The organism is Amazonocrinis nigriterrae CENA67 (assembly GCF_016056305.1).
GTDB lineage: Bacteria > Cyanobacteriota > Cyanobacteriia > Cyanobacteriales > Nostocaceae > Amazonocrinis > Amazonocrinis nigriterrae.
Window position 1 is genome coordinate 34,739 of sequence record NZ_JAECZC010000075.1, and the last position, 18,059, is coordinate 52,797.

Here is an 18,059-nt window from a genome sequence, read left to right on the forward strand (position 1 = left end):
ACCGCCTCACTTTTTAGTGCCTTGCTACACGGCAACAATTGACCACTGGTTAGATCCACATACCAACCAAGTGCGAACTTTTGCAGAAGCTTATCCAGCAGTCATACGATATCAAGCTCTGCTGAATGCAATTTTTGGTACAAATGAGCTAGTTTGGCAAACAGGCCCTTGGCAAGAAGGGTTGTGCGATCGCATGGTATTAAGTACTTATCGTTCATCATTTCCCCAACTTTGGGAAGACCACGACTTAATCGTCAACTTAGAACTTTCTGAACCTGCACCAAAGTACCATCCACCAGTCATAGCAGCAAACAAGGTACAACTAAAGACACAATGCTATGTCTTACGCTTATTTGTGGCAGGGCATAGCGCTAATACTGAACGTATCTTGCATAATTTGCACGAACTGTTAGAGCGATCGCTAGGGTATCCTTACACTATGAAAGTTATCGACGTTTTAAGAAATCCAGAACAAGCAGAAATTGACCAAGTTTCTGCAACCCCCACACTAGTCAAGGTTTGGCCTCATCCCATTCGGCGCATTGTTGGAGATTTGGACAATGCAGAAAAGATTTTACAGATGTTAGGTGCTACAGAAAAAATTTAATATTTAAAGTATAAAAAAATCATTACTTGATTCAGTAACGCCGGATATTTTTTGGAACTTTTGAATGGGCGATACTGGATTTGAACCAGTGGCCTCTCCCGTGTGAAGGGAACGCGCTACCCCTGTGCTAATCGCCCGTGAGGCTTTAGGATAATATATTTTGCATTGAAAGGCAAGCTCTTGAGCAGGGGAGATGAGGGAGAATAACAACTGACAACTGACAATTGACAGCTAACTTCAAACTCCCCATTCCCATTTTCAACACTTAATCGCCTTGAGGATATTCATCCCACAAGGTTGTTACTTCACGCAAACTTTGGTGGTTGCCATTACCTAAAATCAGATGATCTAATAGCGGAATTTCCAAAAACTTCGCCCCTGCTAACAATTGGCGTGTTAGTTCAATATCTTCTTGGCTAGGTTCCAAATTACCTGAAGGATGATTGTGGGCAACTATGACTCGTGTTGCTCCTTGGCGAATGACTTCCCGAAAAATTTCACGCGGAGATGCTAAAGTTTCGGTAGCTGTGCCAATACTAATCACCTGTGTTCCCAGCAGGCGATTCTTCACATCTAAAAGCACTACAGCAAAACGTTCTTTAGTCTGCCACATTAAATCATGACTGAGTGCGGCGGCAGCAGCTTGTGGACTCTCTATTAGTGTCAGGTCTGAAGGACGAGATTGAAAAGCACGTTTACCTAATTCAACCGCTGCTAAAATACTTGTGGCTTTCGCCGGGCCAATACCGGGAATCTGCATTAACTCAGCAGGGGTAACTTCTCGCAGAACTGCCAAGGGATCACGCTGGTGTTTGCTCAACTCTTGCAACAGATATTGTCCTAAACCCACGGCTGAGAGTTTTCCCGGCCCTTGACCAGTCCCTAGAAGAATGGCAATTAACTCGGCTGTAGCTAAGATTTTTGGCCCGTGGGTCATTAACCGTTCACGCGGACGCTCATTTGTAGGTATGTCGGCAATTCTGAGGCAATAAGTCATAGAACCACTACAAAAATAGTCACCAAAGATGGAACTATCTTTAGTTAACCCTTGTTTGCTCTCATAATCATCTATTTTTGAGAAAATCTTTAATTTCTGCCGATTTTCTGTTTTGTGTAGAAAATTATCAAAAATAAAAAATGTTGATTTGACGAAGGTTGATTTGTGGCAGAATGCAAGCTGGTAGAATACAGGTCAAATCGATCTTGTTGATACTGATGTGATACACGCCAACTTTAAAGATACTCAGCTAATGGATTGTGATTTCTCTAGTTTCCGTGTCAAAGGAGCCTGCTTTACAGACGCTCAAGGATTAACTTGCCAACACAAGCAATGGCTCAGAGTCTATGAAGCCTTGAATATTCCAGCCTAGCAACTTGTTACTTGAATGAGAAACGTTGAAGAACTTGTTGAATTTGCGCTCCAGTTAGTGACTACGGAAACAGGGTTTTTACTCAGCTATATTCACAAGGTAATCCTGCGAGAATCTTTACTTGAAAGCAAAAAAACTTACGCTAAACTAGCTGAAGAAAATAAGTACTCTGAAAGCTACATTAAGTTCACAGTTGCGCCTAGACTATGGAACTTACTTTCACAGGCGCTTGGTGAAAAAGTTAATAAGACGAATCTGCGATCGCTGCTAGAACAACGGTTAGAAAAATTAGCTCCTGACGATAATCCTGAGACGACCGAGACAACAGCAATGCTGACTGCAAGCATTCCCAGGAAACGCTATGTTCTAGAATCTCCAGAAGGATCAGTTCCCATCGGTTCTTGTCTGTACATTGAGCGACCGACCATCGAACAAATCTGTTATCAGGAAATTCTCCAACCCCACACTTTCATTCGCATTCAAGCACCTCGGAAGATGGGGAAGACTTCCCTAATTGCACGAATTCTGGATTATGGGAGCAGTCAGAATTACCACAAAGTGCGACTCAGCTTACATCACGCCGGAATACAGGTGTTTGCTTCGAGCGATCGCTTTTTACGCTGGTTTTGCAGAAATGTCACTCAGCAGTTAGGTTTGGAATCTAGAATAAATGACTACTGGGACGAGGATATGGGAGCCTTGATTAACAGCACGATTTATTTTCAGGGCTATCTCCTCAAGGAACTCTCTAACCCTATGGTTTTAGCACTAGATGGCGTAGACCAATTGTTTGAGTACCCAGAACTCGCTAGTGATTTTTTCGTTTTGTTGCGTTCCTGGTATGAGGAAACAAAAGAAATTTCAGTTTGGCAGAAGTTACGAATTGTGATGGCTCATGCAGTTGAAGTTTACATTCCCTTACCCACCCATCGCTCTCCGTTTAATGTGGGATTGGCGATGGAACTACCGACTTTTAGCCCAGAACAGGTACAGGATTTAGCCGAACGTCACAGACTTCAACTCACAAAGGATGAACTTGAGCAATTAATGAAGCTTACTAGTGGTTTTCCCTATTTAATTCGACTAGCTTTGTATCAAAGTGTCTGCTTGAAGATTCCTGTACAAACGTTACTGCAAGATGCTACGAGCAATACTGGAATCTATCAACAACATCTTCAATATCAGTTGTGGAACCTCCAACAATATCCTAAATTAGGTGACGCTTTTCAAAAGGTTTTAAAAGCTCCAGTCCAATTAGAAATTGAGGTGGCGTTTAAGTTAAAAAGTTTAGGTTTGGTGCATCTGATTGATAGTCTAGCAATTGTTAGCTGTGAGCTATATCGAGAGTACTTTCGCGAATGGTATCTTTTTTAAGAGGATGTCTCTTAATCGCCAATTGTGGCTACACAGGTAGAACCTGTAGAGCAAAAGTTTAAAATCTCTCTAAATGTAAACCAATCTTCCTTCGATATGGCTGTCAATATTTTGATGATGGCTTAAGTATTCTTCTAGAACATCTTGCCTAGATGTTGTGATTACCTTTGAAGTGCCTAATTCTTCATGTGTTATACCTAGATACGCTTCAGAATTTTGGTAACGATAGCGATCTATACAGATTGTGTATTGATTATCGTTTTGTATGGATTGTCCATTAATGCTTAAGGATTCAAGCCTATGCAGGACATCACTGTAAACTGCTTTAATACCCTTGTTTACCTGAAAATACTCACTTTGACCAGCTATTCTGTTTTCCGGTCTCATGATATATGTAAATATCTTGATCAAATGTGCCCCAGTAACTCTAAATTTATAAAGAGTATCATCATAAGGAAAAACTGTTTTCAAATCGCTCAATGTAACTAGAGGCCCTAATTCCTTTCCACGTATTGAACCACTGGATACAAACACTACATCTAACATATCTTTTTGGGCAAAAATATCAGCGATTAAGTTACCCAAATCAGTTTCTTCTTCACGCTTAGGATGGGTCAATCTACGTGCTAATCTTCCAAGCACTCGATTATATTTGCGATCTACCTCTTCTTTGAAGGTAGCAATCAGTTTTTCGATTTCGGGATCTGGCTTTGCCAGATTACTATCCACAGGAAGAAGCTGCCACTTCCATTTAACAATGCTGTTGGTATCATCATCCACTATAATATCGAAACGTCCAATCTGGTCTGTACCAACTCCGGCTTGTGCAATCAAAATATTGTTAACTTGGGCAGGTTGTTCTAAGAATGTATGGGAGTGTCCCCCAATTATCATATCCACACCCCATTCTGGATCTAACAACGCCGCTAGTTTTTTATCTTCTTCAAAACCGATGTGTGTCATCAAAACTGTTAGGTCAATGTCCTCATTTTTGTAGGCATTGCAAATTTTTCCAACTTCTGAGACGGCATCTTCAAGACTTATGAATGTACCAATACTTTGGTCACGTTTTAATGACCTCAGAGCTTCTTCTGTGACAATCCCGATAAACATAATATCGAATCCATCTACATTGAGAATTACGTAGGGATTCATCAACCTTTTGTTATACTTTTTGATATACAAGTTGGCATTCACAATGGGAAAATTTGCCATTTTTTCCAGAAAAAGTAAGTGCGACAACCCATAATCTAATTCGTGATTCCCCAAAGTCACTACGTCAGGAGCTAGGTAATTCATAATTTCTATAGTTGAAAGACCTTTATATTCCGAATCAATCGTAGAGCCTTGAAGCATGTCACCAGAAATGACAAAAATTACATTTTTCTCCTCCTGGCGCACTTTATTAATATATCCTGAGAGTAGAGACATTCCACCAATCACATGACCTTCTGCAAGACCCGTAGCTTCTGCCAGAAAGTCTCCATGCATATCATTGGAATGTAAGATTGTGAAACTTTTAAAGCGTTCTGTGAGTGTCATAGTCTTTTACCTTTGACTAGAATTTTTTAGTAGTATTTGTTAAAGTCAATAGCAGCACCTTTTATCAACTGACAATCATGTTGAATTGAGGACGAAATTTAAAGTTAAAAATTGCTACAATTTCATCTCATATAAGAATAATCTAATTTTTATCAAACTAGAATATTAAAGCCAATTTTGATAAAAATTAATCTTTTAATAAAGTTTTTGTTTTCAAAGTTAAGAAAAGTAAAAAGTGGGAAAAGTAAGAAAAGTATGATAATTGATATGGGAGTTTATAAATATTTATTAGACTTCTTGCAAAAGTCCCTAACACCCCACCCCCAGGCCCTCCCCGCAAGCAAGGAGGGGTAGACTTTGACGTAAGTCAAAGGCGGGGTGGGGTTCTTTTTTTTGATTTATGCAAGAAGTCTATTAATAATATAGGAATCCAATTTGATTACTGAAAAAATCTAAGTTATGCCGTAGGAATCGCGTACCAGATTCAGGTTTTAGTGCGTTAAACTTCGTTATAACGCACCCTACGTATTTCTTAAAAATCAAATATGAGTCCTATAACAACATTACTGAGATATGGACATTCAAGATTTGTCTTGATCCAGGTATATTTGAGTTGTGAAAAATTTTGCTATCAATGTTAAAATAAAAAGTTGCAGTGATTTAAACTTTATCTAATAAAACAATATTACGTAGTTTTTGGAATTGCTCAAAAACTATTATAGAGCTTGATTATTCTTAATAATTACAGCTACTTTACCTTTAAAATAACTGACTGTAATAATCAACCTTTTATGATCCAATATAGTTATCAACTCGGCGGTAGTTTAGCCATTGATGCACCTAGTTATGTACAGCGGCAAGCCGACTCGCAACTTTATGAAGCCTTGAAACGAGGAGAGTTCTGTTATGTCCTCAACTCCCGACAAATGGGTAAATCTTCACTGCTGGTGCGAACCAAGCATCGCCTTGAAAAAGAAGGCTTTCACTGCGCTGCGGTGGATTTGAGTGTGGTGGGAAGCGAACAAATTACTCCATTGCAATGGTACAAGGGATTTGTGGGTGATTTATGGCGACAGTTGGGGCTACTGGAAACCTTGAACCTGAAAACTTGGTGGCTTGAACGCAACGATCTCGGTTTACTGCAACGGCTGCGGTGGTTTATTGAGGAATTGCTATTAGTGCAGTTTCCCCAACAACGGTTGTTTATCTTTGTCGATGAAATCGACAGTTTGCTGGGGCTTAACTTTTCGATTGATGATTTTTTTGCCCTAATTCGCTTCTGCTACAATCAACGGGCAATTAACCCAGAATATCAACGCATTACCTTTGCGATTTTTGGGGTAGCAACTCCCTCGGATTTGATTCGAGATAGAACCAAGACACCGTTTAATATTGGGCAAGCAATAGACTTAAAAGGGTTTGAGTGGGACGAAGTGACTCCCTTAATTCAAGGGCTAGAAAAGACAGTAAAACAGCCTGCATCGGTTGTGAAGGCGATTTTAAACTGGACAGCTGGACAACCGTTTCTGACTCAGAAGTTGTGTCATTTAGTCGTACAATTGAGTCAGCGGACAATGGGCAACGATCGCTTAGATTATATTCCATCGGGTACAGAATCGTTGTGGATTGACAACTTGGTCAAAACTCGCATTATTGAGCGTTGGGAATCGCAGGATGAACCGGAACACCTGAGAACCGTTCGTGATCGCATTCAACGTAATGGTCAGCGAGCTGGTAGAATTCTAGGCATTTATCAAAAAGTTTTGCAAGAAATTGAAATAAAAAGTGATGATAGTCGAGAACTGATTGAATTGTTACTCAGTGGCTTAGTAGTTAGACACGAGGGAATATTAAAGGTAAAAAATCGCATCTATCAACAAGTATTTAATCTGCAATGGGTTGAAAAACAATTAGCGGCGTTGCGTCCTTACTCCCAAACATTTGATGCTTGGGTAGCTTCTGGGCAAAAAGATGAATCGCGATTATTGCGCGGACAAGCACTTAAAGATGCCCAACTTTGGGCGCAGGGAAAAAGTTTGAGTGATTTAGATTATTTATTCTTTAATGCCTCTCAAGAAGTAGACAGAAAAGAAGTGGAATTGCGCTTAGAGGCAGAACGTGTTAAAGAAGTAGAAGCCAGACTTGTGCAAGAACAAAAAGCCGCGAGAATCCAACAATTCTTGCTCAATGCCAATATTGCTGCCTTACAACAATCTAGACTCAGTGAAATTAAAGCGATCGCCAGTGCTTCGGAAGCCCTCTATGCCTCCCATCAAGGTTTAGAAGCATTAGTTCAAGCCATTAAAGCCAAGCAAAAGTTACAACAATTAGATTCAGTTGAACCCGAATTAGAACAAAAAATTGATCATGCCTTGCGACAGGCGGTTTATGACACAACCGAATGTAATCATTTGACAGGACACACTGCCGACATTTGGAGTGTTGATATCAGTACCAATAGTAAGTTGATTGTCTCAGCAGGAATGGATGGCGCGATCAAACTTTGGCAACGAGACGGCACTTTACTTAAAACCTTGCAAAATGAATCTGTGACAGTTTGGTCAGTTAAATTCAGTCCTGACGGTCAAATGATAGTTTCAGGACATAATGATGGCAATGTGAAACTGTGGCGACTGGATGAAAATACACCCAAAATTATAGCCAACTATTCTACTAGGACTCCCGTTGTCAACTTCAACCTAAATGGTCAAATTGTTGCTTCAGGACACGATGATGGTGTGGTAAATTTATGGAGTCTGGATGGGATTTTGCTCGGCTCATTCAAACATCCAAACCAAGCTGCAAATATTATTTTTGTTCCTGACAGTCAACTGATAATTACACAGGCAGAGAACATCATTTACCTCTGGCAGGAGAATGGTACACTGCTTAAAAAATGGGTGGCACATCAAGCCGGAATCAGCACATTAGTTCTCAGTCCTAACGGACAAATTCTCGCTTCTGCCAGTCAAGATACTACTATTAAATTGTGGCATCTTGATGGTACGCTCATCACAACAATAACCGGACATAGTGCAGCAGTATGGAACGTTGCTTTTAGTCCTGACGGAAAAACTCTTGTCACTGTCAGTGGAGATAAAACTGTCAAAATTTGGAGTGTTGAGGGAACAGAACTGAGTACCCTTAAAGCGCATCGTTCAACCGTGCGAACAATTGCCTACAGCCCAGATGGAAGTTATTTTATTTCTGCTGGGTCTGATCGCATCATCCGCATGTGGAAACCCACTCATGACCTCAAAACTACTGTAAATGCTCATAGTGCGGCAATTTTCGGTGTTGCCATCAGTCCAGATAGTTCCACTATCGCCACTGCTAGTTTAGATTACACTGTCAAACTTTGGCAGCGCGATGGCACATTACTAAAAACCTTGCAACACGAGGCATCCATGTTTAGTGTTGCTTTTAGTCCTGATGGAGAAATCTTAGCAACGGGAAGCAACGATAGTATTGTTAAACTCTGGCGGTGTGGGGATGGAAACTGGGACAAGGCTGAACTTCTAAAAACACTGTCAGCAGAAGCAGGATTAGCCTTTAGCCTTGCCTTTAGTCCTGATGGCAAACTGATTGCTTCTGGTTATGGCGATGGTAAGGTCAGACTTTGGAGTCGAGATGGCATATTACACAATACTCTCACTGGACAAGAAGAGATGGTTTCATGTGTTGCCTTTAGTCCTGACGGTCAGTTCATCGCCTCCAGTGGTAATTTAAATCAAATTAGAGTTTGGCATCGAGAGGGCAGATTATTGACAACTCTTGCTGAAAATGATGCAAGTGTTAATCATGTTGCTTTTAGTGCTGATGGTCAGTTAGTTGCTTCCTGTAGTGGTGATAGCACGATTAAGCTGTGGAAATCTAATTCAAAACATGGAGTTGAGAGTCAATCGACTCAAACCTTTGTCGGACATAACGGTGTAGTGTCTAAGATTGCTTGGAGTAGCGACGGTCAATTTTTTGCTTCCTGCGGAATGGACACAACCGTTAAACTCTGGAGTCGAGAAGGGCAGTTGATTACTACTTTACTCGGTCATAGTGCTTCAGTTTGGAATTTAGCGATCGCACCTGATGGCAGTTTTTTAGCTTCTGTAGGTGAAGATAACACTCTTGTAATCTGGAATTTACCGCGCATCCTCAAACTTGACTTGCTGGAATATGGCTGTAACTGGGTATGCGATTATCTGCGGACTAACGCAGAGGTGGAAGAAGGCGACAGGCAACTTTGTCAATAGTTATTCGCTTTTGACTTCCGACTTTTGGGATTAATTAGCTTTGAGGGTAAGGGGTGCGATCGCAGGCGTGTTTGAGCGATCGCACCTTTATCTATAAAATACGCCAACTGTATACCGATTACAGCGTTACGGGCATTTTCCTCATCGTGCCTCAAATAACCAACTTTTAGCTGTAATTCATCAATTTAGTATATTGACGATACTAAAACATTGTGAGATCCGCACCTCTCAGTAACATAACTTTACATAAAAAATACCAACTTTATCTATTTCTAGTTCAGCTAAAAAACTGAATAATAGATATGCGGTAAACCAAAAAAGCTTTATCAGTTAGAACAAAAAATTATTAATTTACTTAAACTCATGGTTCAAAATAAAATTATTGATAATGAAGAAATTATTTCTACTTATGCAGAGGTAGCGCTAGGTATACACCCCGAAGTTAAACGAAGCGGAGGGATTTTACTAACTGTAGAAGATCTACTTACAATTAAATTTTATGTAGAATTTGGTTTTGGTTTGCCTGATAGATTACATGAGGTAGAAAAATATTTAGGCTATAGAACAATTGGTATAGCCGGATTAGAACCTAGGGATATACAAGAGCTTTTTAGGAAAATTAAGATCAATGTCAGCAAATGGGATGGTATTGAAGCTGGACTATTAACCCAAAACAGAGATATAGAAACATTTTCACCTAATATTATTACTGTAGGAAATGACATTATTAAATGTATAGATAACATGCCAGTTATTCAAAGAATGAAGAAGATAGAGGAGAACGGAGTTATACCGCCTGGAATGCTATTTGATTTTAATTCAATGGATAATGAGGTCGCTACAGAGTTAGTAAGTTGGTTAGAAGATTTGAAATCAGAAGTTGAAACCAGAAGAAGAGAAACACTAAACTTAAAAAACAAAATTACGGATTTCAACCAAGAAATATCAGATGTTTTAGAGCCTAGCATTAGACGTAAAAGAGATCTAATCAGAAATAATAGCCTCAATGCATAAATTCAGGAATTATATGAACAAATTGTACAAAAAGCAAGAGAAATTGAACAACTGCAAAGAGATTACGAACATTTTAAAGGACTAGCTTTTAGCGGGCTTGTAGGAGGCCCCATAGGATTAGCAATTACACAAGGAATTTATAGCTCCAAAGCTGAAGAAGCAAGGAGAAGAATGAATCAGCTGATAGTGGAAAAAGATATATTAAATCAACAATTAAACGAAAAAGATCAACTAAGAAGATCTGTAGAGAGAGTAAGTGATAAATTGGCACTTGTAAGTATAACTTTATTAGATTCTGAAAGTGCATCTGACGACTTACAGGTAGTTTGGGATAATATTTATTATCAAATAGAAACTTCAGCTAATACCTTAGCAAATATCAAAGAAGGTACAAAATTGATGACTTTTAAAACTCAATTTCTAAAAGTTATCAATCCTTGGGAGAACGCCAAAGATTCCATCATTCAACTAGTCAACCTAATTTCTCAAGTATTGGAATCATACGATGAAGGTGCAGGAATAACCCAATTCGGTGTACCAAACTAAATTTAATGTAAAAAAAACTAAAATTTATGTGTTTGAATTTCTTTGATTCAAGCTAAAAAAGTGTGCATAACAATATGTTGTATTTGAAGAAAATACTCTTCTAGTTGATTGGTTTTTCTAGGAATATTACACACTAAGAGTTTGAGCAAACAAAAGAGGAGCGCTAAAACTATGGTTCTCAACCAAACTATTGAACAAAAGCAAACTATTCAGAACGAAGAAATTATTTCTACCTATGTACAGATAGCACTAGGTACATATCCCGAAGTTGAACGAAGCGGAGGGATGATACTGACTCAAGAAGATGTTATTAATATTAAATTGTATGTAAAGTATGGCTTTGCTTTGCCTGAAATATTGGCAGAGGTAAAATCTTACTTAGGCTATGATGCAATTGGTATAGCTGGATTAGAACCAAAGGATATTCAGGAACTTTTCAGAGGTATTAAGACCAATGTCAGCAAATGGAATGGCATTGAAGCTGCAATATTAACCCAAAGCAGAGAGCTAGAAACATTTTCATCTAATATTATCCTCGTAGGAGATGAGATTATTCAATATATAGATGAGATGCCAGTTACAGAAAGAATGAAGAAGAAGATAGAGGAGATCGGAGTTATACCGCCTGGAATGCTATTTGACTTTGATCCAACGGATAATGAAATTGCTACAGAGTTAGTAGTTTGGCTAGCAGATTTGAAATCAGAAGTTGAGACAAGAAAAACAGATGCATTAAGTTTAAAAAACAAAATCACAGATTTCAAGGAAGAAATAGGAAATATCTTACAGCCTAGCCTCAGCCGTAAAATAGGGCTAATCAAGGATAATAAACTAGATGAACAAATTCAGGACTTAGCTCAACAAATTGAGGACAAAAGAAAAGAAATTGAACAACTGGAAAAAGATTACGATAAATACGTCGGACTAGCCTTTAGCGGTCTTGCAGGAGGCCTCATAGGAGTAGCGATTACAGGAGGAATTTACGGTAGCAAAGCTGAAGAAGCAAGGAAAAACAAAAATAAGGCAGTAGCAGAAAAAAAAAGCATTAACTGAACAATTGTCCGCATCAAATAAACTAAAAAAAGCAGTAGAAAAGGTGAATGATAATTTTGCAAATATAAATATAAGTTTATTAGATGCTGAACAAGCAGCTGCTAACTTGCAGGAAGTTTGGAATAATATTTATTCTAAAATAGACACTTCAGCGAAAGAATTAGCAAATATCAAAGAAGGTACAAAACTATCGACTTTTAAAATTCAATTTGAGAAAGTTATCAATCCCTGGAGAAAAGTGGAAGATTTAACTATTCAGTTAGCTCAGCTATTTAATAAAGCATTAGAAGAATACAAAAAGCTAGAAACAAGCATTTCAAAACCACTAATTTAGAAGATAATTATTAATCATTGGAAGATAACTATTCATAAAAAAAACAAGTGCATTTGAACTATAGCTAGTTATTCCAATAATAGTGAAAATGCACTTAACCTCCAGTAAATCAACAGCCAATAGTCAACATTTCACAAGATTAGCAAAAGGACAATTATGCAAACCTTATCAATTTATTCTGATTTAAACGGTTTCGTTTTACCAAACGTAAATACATTAAAAGAAAGTAAGAAAAATATTAATACTGTGGCTCTGAGTTTTAACACTAATTTTATACAAGATCTCCAAATTAAGTGCAAACGGTTGAGTACATTAGTCTCCGAATTGAGTCTCATTATTCAAGATGATAATGCACAAATAAGAGCTGAGTTAGGTAATCAAAGTATAGATTCTTACTTGAATGAAATACAGGAGATATTAGTTGAACTACAAAAGCCAGATTTAAGTGAAGAGGATAGACTAGCCCTTCAAGAAGGAGAACAAGAACTAAAAAATCTATTGAATCGTGAAATCACAAATATTAGAATTCTAGTTGAAGAAAAAGAAAAACGTTTCTCTTCTAAATTACATGCTATTACAGATATCCTAATTAAAGAACGGCTGGGAGATGTAATTACCGAAAAAGAAAGACAAAAAACAGAGCTAATAAATACTATTAGTCAAAAAGAAAATAGGAAGCAAGAACTGATTGACGAAAGAAAAGTTGTGATTGATAGCCTTGACATAATGAGAGAGGAAAATTTGTTTGATATTTTTAAAGATATGTTACCAACTGACCAAGATATAGAGAAATTAGACTTAACTCAACCAAAAAAGGCAGCACTTCAAGAAGGTATTCGTCTTTACAGAAAGCTTTTTGAAAATATAAGTAATGGTTTGGAATATGCGAAATTAGCTGATCATAAAGATGACCTGACAAATAGAATTAGTGAGATTGGAGAAGAGATAAGAGCCGAAAACAGAAGACTTCAAGAGTTTGAAGATGAATTAAGGGATACATCAAAGATGATCACTATTAGTGATCAAAGAAGTATTTATGTTGAGGAAGTTGCAAAAATTATCAGATCTTTCAGATTCTTTTACTGTAGATTAGATAGTCTCAGCAAAATTCAAGCAACAGTGTACACAGAAATTAAGCAGCTATTTACTGAAATGCTTAATTATCTGAACCAGATTGTTAGTTTGTAGTACCTTTTCTATTCTCTCACCCATCGGTAATTGCCGCCAACCTAACTTTTGAAAGCAACACAAAGCCAACTTCAGCCGATGCAAATGAAGTTATCAGAGCAATCCGGTATGAATTGGCTTTAATGGGTGAGGGAGTGCGATCGCTTTTTGATGAAGAGAAAAGGGCGATCGCATTGATGGAGTTTGATGGGTGAGCATTACCTCACAAATCTCAAAACACGTCCAAAGTGCGTTCACGAAGCGTATGCCTTGGGGACAATCGCTTATAATTTAGCTTTATGCGTCTTTAACCAACCGCATAACGGGTAAATTGACGTTTAAAAGCGGAATGAAAACCCAAGACGATATCTGAAGAGGGTACGCCCATCTCCAGCAACCTTTCAGCAACTAAATCTTCAGTACCGTTATATTGAATCCAAATTTTGCCATCTTGAATATCAAAGTGCATAACAGGGCCAAATACACGCTTATCTCCTTGCCAACCCACATAAGCAAGTTGATAATGGTCATGTTCGCTGTCAAATATTAACTCGGCCTTCACCGTATCGCTGGTAGTTCCTATTTGGGCATGTTCAGTTAAAATTTGCTTTATCAATTGTCGATAGCGTTCTATTTTATCCATTGCTTAATCTCCTCCAGTTTAGGATCGTAAATCATCAATTTGACTTGGTAACGTCTCAGAGTGCGTTGGATGAAGGAAAGCTGAAAAAAATCCTCATAGGTTTCCCAGGGAATAGCTAAGTAAACAATTCGGTCTGGTTCTTGTTCTTCAAGTGCTTGGCAATAGTTAAGATATTGACCCAAAGCAGTATGAAATGCGCTAATATCTGAGTCCCCAACAAAGCTTTTAATTTCTACAGCAATTTTTTCTGAGTCTCGTTCTGCGGCGATCGCACTTTCTGCTGCCAAATCAATTTGTAATTTTACCGCTTCGCTAATGCGAATGGTCAGAGGGTCATGGGTGATAGTCCATCCGTCTTTAATTAATGCATTTTTAACCTGTTGATGGAAAACATCTTTAGCCATCGTAGATGCTCTTCATCCTGATTATAATTAAATTTATTTTATAGGAAAGCTCAGTAGATCGAGATAAAACCCTGCGGACTGGGAAGCAGTAATGCCCCCAGCCTCACTTTTTTTCGCAATACAAAGCCAACTTCAGCCCATGCAAATGAAGTTATTCAGAGCAATTCTGTATGAATTAGGTTCAAAGGTGAGAAGGTGCGATCGCTTATCGCTTGATGATATAGCCGGAAAATCAAAAGAGCGATCGCATCCTTTCTCAAAAAAATACGGCAATTGTACACACATCAAGGCGTTTCATCCATTTTCATCATCGGCGTGCTGACCTAGTATCTGTAATTCGTCATCGCGCCTCTTGAAACCAACCTTTAGCTGGAGTTGGGGAATTAATTTACCAAAGATACCAATTTAGGTTATTGACAAAAAAAGTTTATTATGCATTTTTGGCTAATAGCAATATAACCATGCACAAACATACCAATTTTATCTATTTCTTATTCAGCTAAAGAACTAAATAATAGATAGACACTCAACAGTCTACAGAATTACCAGAATGAAATTTCTAGAAACCTTATCAATGCCTTCTGATTTGGATGGTTTCATTTTACCAAACATAAATATATTAAAAGAAAGTACAAACAATATTATTACTATGACTGGGAGTTTTAAAACTCATTTTATGCTGGATATACAACTGAGGTGTGAACGGTTGAGTTCATTAATTCCTGAATTGAGCAGTACTATTGAAAATTACAATGTACAAATAATAGCTGAGTTAAATAATCAAATTATAGATTCCTATTTGGATACTATACAAGAGATATTAGCTGAACTACAGAATCCAAATATTAGTCAAGAGTATAGACAATTGCTTCTGAAAGCAGAACAAGAAAAAACAAACCTATTGAGTAGTGAAATTATCAATATTAGAATTTTATGTGAAACAAAAGAAAGTATTTTATCTAGACAATTATTTTATATTAAAAACACTCTCATTAAAGAACGCCTTGTAGATGTTATAGCTGAAATAGAAAGGCAAAAAGAAAAAATCATCAATGCTATTGGTCAAAAAGAAAACAAAAAGCAAAAACTGATCGAGGAGAGAGAAACACTTATTCAGAGCCTTGAAATCATGAGAGAGATAAACCTGTTTGATATCTTTAAAGATAAATTACCAACTGATAAATATATAGATAAATTAGATTTAACTCAACCAAAAAATTTAGCCCTAAAAGAAGGTATTCATATTTATAAAAAAAATTTAAAAAACTAAGTACTGGTTTGCAATATGTGAAATTAACTGAGTATATAGATGATCTGGAAAATAAAATTAATAATATTGATGAAGATATACGAACCAACAATATAACACTTCAAGAGCTTGAAGATCAATTAAGCGATACATCAAAGATGAGTAGTATTAGTAATGAAAGAAGTATTTATGTTGAGGAAGTCGAAAAAATTGTTAGATCTTTCAGATTATTTTACACTAAATTAGATAGTTTAAGCAAAATTCAAGCAACAGTGTACACAGAAATTAAGCAGCTATTGGCTGAAATGCTGAAATATCTAAATAGAATTCAGGAGTCAATCAACGAATGCGATCACACATTTTATCACAAAGATACGAAAAATCTATAGTGATTACGGTGTTTTATCGAAATTATTAAAATCACTAAAAAGACTACAAAAATTATTACAACTGTCAATATAAAGATGACCAAAAAAAATTAAATATTTAAAACGAGATTGCTTGCAACGAGTTTCAATATGTCCGTCATTTACAAATCCCCTAATTTTAATTAGGGGGTATTGAACTGTTGCCTGTTGCCCGTTCCCTATTCCCTTTTAAGAGCTACAACCGTAGTCGCATAGGTTAAGACAGTGTTGATTGCTATAGCAATGTACACACAAAGCGACTTTCCCTAGGGTAGCAACTGGGTTTATCCTCAGCAACACTACATGTACGTTTGTTGTCAAAGCGCAATAGCACAGTGCCTCTAGACTGCGGCTTTGTGCATAAGCGTCTACAGCACTCAGCACTTTGCTATATTATGGAATAAGTCACGAAATTAAAACACAAAGTAATTGAGTTATTGCAAATTAATTGTTCTACACCTTACCCTATAGATAACCGTATCCTTTTGATACTGAATAATGCCAGCAAGGTTACAAATAAAATATGAAGATTGCTCCCCGTTGGGACGGTTAATTCTTCAATATCTGGAAGAACAGGGTATTAGTATGAACCGTCTGGCGGAGTTATCTGGAATTCCTCAACCCAGGCTGAGAGGAGCTTGCTTTAAAGGAACCTGTCCCACGCCTGAAACTTTGAGGAAGCTGGCTAGAGTCATGGACATGCATCATCTAGAGCTTTACACGCTAGCTTACGAAGGAAGAATTGAAAAGCTTCCAGAAGATGCCAATGATAACTCTCTAGATATGCTGATGAGAGAAATGTTTGAGACTGCTAGAGAAATGGGATTAACTCCCCCGAAAATCCGTCCTTCTAAAGCCAAAATCCGTAAAGCCTTGATGGAGCTAGGTTTTCACTCGAAGGATGAAGAAAGTGCTTGATTATCTTGAGTCATTAGTCAGTAGTCGATATCACTTAACAACTGACAACTGACAACTGACCCTTACGGGTGACGCTCCTGCGTCGCTAACGCTGCGCTAACGCCAGTCGTTCATGGGGGGAACCCCCAAGACCGCGCTGGCTCACAACTGACAACTAACAATTGACGCAAATAATTATTGAAGCTTGGATGTAAGAATTCATCGATTCCCTACTTCCAAGCTTCAAATTCTTTAATGTCCTTATGAACTAGCAGGGAGCAACTAAATTATCCCTGTATTTTGCGATAAGGTACAGCATTTAGAAAATCAACGTTTTGTGCTGAGAGCTGTTGAGGTTGGTTACCTTGTGGGTTAATGCTCTTCGCCAAGTTGAGATATAGAGCTGGATCGCCTGCTTTCGGCTGCTTGTCTTGAGGAATATAGCTTTTAACGACGGTTTGCCAGATGACTTGTGGGAAGCCTAATTTGCCACGATAGTATTCATCGTAGCGGGGAGACTTGATGTTGAAAGGCAGTTCACCTTCTGCACGTCCAGGTAAAACTCGACGACGTTGGTAAGGAACTGTATCGTACCCAAAAGCTTCTAAGTATTCGTCGCTGTTGAGCAAGTCATCGAAAAAGCCTTTGTAACCTTTTGTCGCAACGACAATAGACCAAGCAATTTTTTCCCGCTCGTTGTAAACCTCACGGCCAAGGACTCGCTGTACTGTTTGCTCAACAAAGCGATAGTTGCTGTTGAGATCGTAGAAACTACGCTTGTAGGTATTGGACAGCAGCAAGCCACGAATAAAGTCTCTGACGGTGATTTGACCATTGCGGAGTTGAGACTCTAGGTAAATTTCACGATCAGCAGCAAAAGCATAGAAGAAAATTTGACGATATGCCGCTTCAATCAACTCGTCCACTTCCGAAATAGAAAGCAGGTTTTGTGAAGAGTAGATCCTGGGTTGCTCATCACCTGGAACCTCGTACCCTTCAACACGCTGATTTTGAGAGGATGGGGAATATTCTAAAAGAGGAATTGCCACGCCAAAAAAACTTCCTTTCTTTACAAATATTTTGGATAATTAACCACAATCATAAGGTTATGAGGGACTTTTATTCGATTTAGTTTAATGAAGCGTTACATATGTTAATTTGATTTTCATTTTCATTGTGTGGGGATTGGGGATTGGGGATTGGGG

The 18,059-nt window shown here is 38.0% G+C and carries 16 protein-coding genes, 1 tRNA gene and 1 pseudogene; 11 read left to right on the plus strand and 7 right to left on the minus strand.

Annotated elements, in window-relative coordinates:
• On the plus strand, nucleotides 1–607 hold a 607-nt coding region (locus I8748_RS27360), incomplete at its 5' end, for a circadian clock KaiB family protein (RefSeq protein WP_198127662.1).
• Between the two features lie 65 nt (nucleotides 608–672).
• On the opposite strand, the gene I8748_RS27365 is transcribed toward I8748_RS27360, so the two are convergent.
• Nucleotides 673–744, minus strand: a tRNA-Val gene (locus tag I8748_RS27365).
• A 128-nt stretch (nucleotides 745–872) separates the two neighbouring features.
• On the minus strand, nucleotides 873–1,604 hold the full coding sequence (gene radC / locus I8748_RS27370) for a RadC family protein (RefSeq protein ID WP_198127663.1): 732 nt from the start codon (nucleotides 1,602–1,604) through the stop codon (nucleotides 873–875).
• Between the two features lie 388 nt (nucleotides 1,605–1,992).
• Here radC and I8748_RS27380 point away from each other — a divergent pair, with 388 nt between their 5' ends.
• Nucleotides 1,993–3,351: an AAA-like domain-containing protein gene (locus I8748_RS27380; RefSeq protein WP_198127664.1), complete on the plus strand. Its 1,359-nt coding sequence runs from the start codon at nucleotides 1,993–1,995 to the stop codon at nucleotides 3,349–3,351.
• Between the two features lie 69 nt (nucleotides 3,352–3,420).
• On the opposite strand, the gene I8748_RS27385 is transcribed toward I8748_RS27380, so the two are convergent.
• Nucleotides 3,421–4,893: a bifunctional metallophosphatase/5'-nucleotidase gene (locus tag I8748_RS27385; protein ID WP_198127665.1), complete on the minus strand. Its 1,473-nt coding sequence runs from the start codon at nucleotides 4,891–4,893 to the stop codon at nucleotides 3,421–3,423.
• Between the two features lie 791 nt (nucleotides 4,894–5,684).
• Between I8748_RS27385 and I8748_RS27390 the strand changes: the two genes are divergently transcribed.
• Nucleotides 5,685–9,140: a WD40 domain-containing protein gene (locus tag I8748_RS27390; RefSeq protein ID WP_198127666.1), complete on the plus strand. Its 3,456-nt coding sequence runs from the start codon at nucleotides 5,685–5,687 to the stop codon at nucleotides 9,138–9,140.
• Here I8748_RS27390 and I8748_RS27395 read toward each other — a convergent pair.
• Nucleotides 9,134–9,295, minus strand: a complete 162-nt coding sequence (locus tag I8748_RS27395; protein WP_198127667.1) for a hypothetical protein — start codon at nucleotides 9,293–9,295, stop codon at nucleotides 9,134–9,136. The genes I8748_RS27390 and I8748_RS27395 overlap by 7 nt on opposite strands.
• Before the next feature lie 208 nt (nucleotides 9,296–9,503).
• Between I8748_RS27395 and I8748_RS27400 the strand changes: the two genes are divergently transcribed.
• From I8748_RS27400 to I8748_RS27420, 5 genes are all read left to right on the plus strand, one after another.
• Nucleotides 9,504–10,154 carry a hypothetical protein gene (locus I8748_RS27400; protein WP_198127668.1) on the plus strand — a complete coding sequence of 217 codons (651 nt, stop codon included), beginning with the start codon at nucleotides 9,504–9,506 and terminating at the stop codon, nucleotides 10,152–10,154.
• Complete coding sequence (locus I8748_RS27405; protein ID WP_198127682.1) at nucleotides 10,155–10,700, plus strand: alpha-xenorhabdolysin family binary toxin subunit A; 546 nt, start codon at nucleotides 10,155–10,157, stop codon at nucleotides 10,698–10,700.
• 171 nt (nucleotides 10,701–10,871) lie between these two features.
• Nucleotides 10,872–11,753 (plus strand): alpha-xenorhabdolysin family binary toxin subunit A, encoded by an 882-nt coding sequence (locus I8748_RS27410; RefSeq protein WP_198127669.1) that lies wholly within the window; start codon nucleotides 10,872–10,874, stop codon nucleotides 11,751–11,753.
• Between the two features lie 4 nt (nucleotides 11,754–11,757).
• Nucleotides 11,758–12,087 carry a hypothetical protein gene (locus I8748_RS27415; protein WP_198127670.1) on the plus strand — a complete coding sequence of 110 codons (330 nt, stop codon included), beginning with the start codon at nucleotides 11,758–11,760 and terminating at the stop codon, nucleotides 12,085–12,087.
• 156 nt (nucleotides 12,088–12,243) lie between these two features.
• Entirely contained in the window at nucleotides 12,244–13,275 is a 1,032-nt protein-coding gene (locus tag I8748_RS27420) for an alpha-xenorhabdolysin family binary toxin subunit B (RefSeq protein ID WP_198127671.1), read from the plus strand.
• Between the two features lie 286 nt (nucleotides 13,276–13,561).
• Here the strand turns inward: I8748_RS27420 and I8748_RS27430 are convergent, their stop codons facing one another.
• Both I8748_RS27430 and I8748_RS27435 read right to left on the minus strand, forming a co-directional pair.
• The gene (locus I8748_RS27430; protein WP_198127673.1) at nucleotides 13,562–13,897 is read right to left on the minus strand and encodes a XisI protein; all 336 of its coding nucleotides are present in this window, start codon (nucleotides 13,895–13,897) and stop codon (nucleotides 13,562–13,564) included.
• Nucleotides 13,885–14,301 (minus strand): XisH family protein, encoded by a 417-nt coding sequence (locus I8748_RS27435; protein WP_198127674.1) that lies wholly within the window; start codon nucleotides 14,299–14,301, stop codon nucleotides 13,885–13,887. Before I8748_RS27435 ends, I8748_RS27430 begins: the two co-directional genes overlap by 13 nt.
• 145 nt (nucleotides 14,302–14,446) lie before the next feature.
• Between I8748_RS27435 and I8748_RS27440 the strand changes: the two genes are divergently transcribed.
• The 3 genes and pseudogenes from I8748_RS27440 (at nucleotide 14,447) to I8748_RS27455 (ending at nucleotide 16,875) form a co-directional block, all read left to right on the plus strand.
• Nucleotides 14,447–14,623 (plus strand): hypothetical protein, encoded by a 177-nt coding sequence (locus tag I8748_RS27440; protein WP_198127675.1) that lies wholly within the window; start codon nucleotides 14,447–14,449, stop codon nucleotides 14,621–14,623.
• Nucleotides 14,624–14,977: 354 nt separating this feature from the next.
• Nucleotides 14,978–15,939 (plus strand): annotated as a pseudogene (locus I8748_RS35425) (alpha-xenorhabdolysin family binary toxin subunit B).
• A gap of 516 nt (nucleotides 15,940–16,455) precedes the next feature.
• Nucleotides 16,456–16,875, plus strand: a complete 420-nt coding sequence (locus I8748_RS27455) for a helix-turn-helix domain-containing protein (protein ID WP_198127678.1) — start codon at nucleotides 16,456–16,458, stop codon at nucleotides 16,873–16,875.
• Between the two features lie 266 nt (nucleotides 16,876–17,141).
• Here I8748_RS27455 and I8748_RS27460 read toward each other — a convergent pair whose 3' ends face one another.
• On the minus strand, nucleotides 17,142–17,903 hold the full coding sequence (locus I8748_RS27460) for a phycobilisome rod-core linker polypeptide (RefSeq protein ID WP_198127679.1): 762 nt from the start codon (nucleotides 17,901–17,903) through the stop codon (nucleotides 17,142–17,144).
• Nucleotides 17,904–18,059 lie beyond the last annotated feature (156 nt).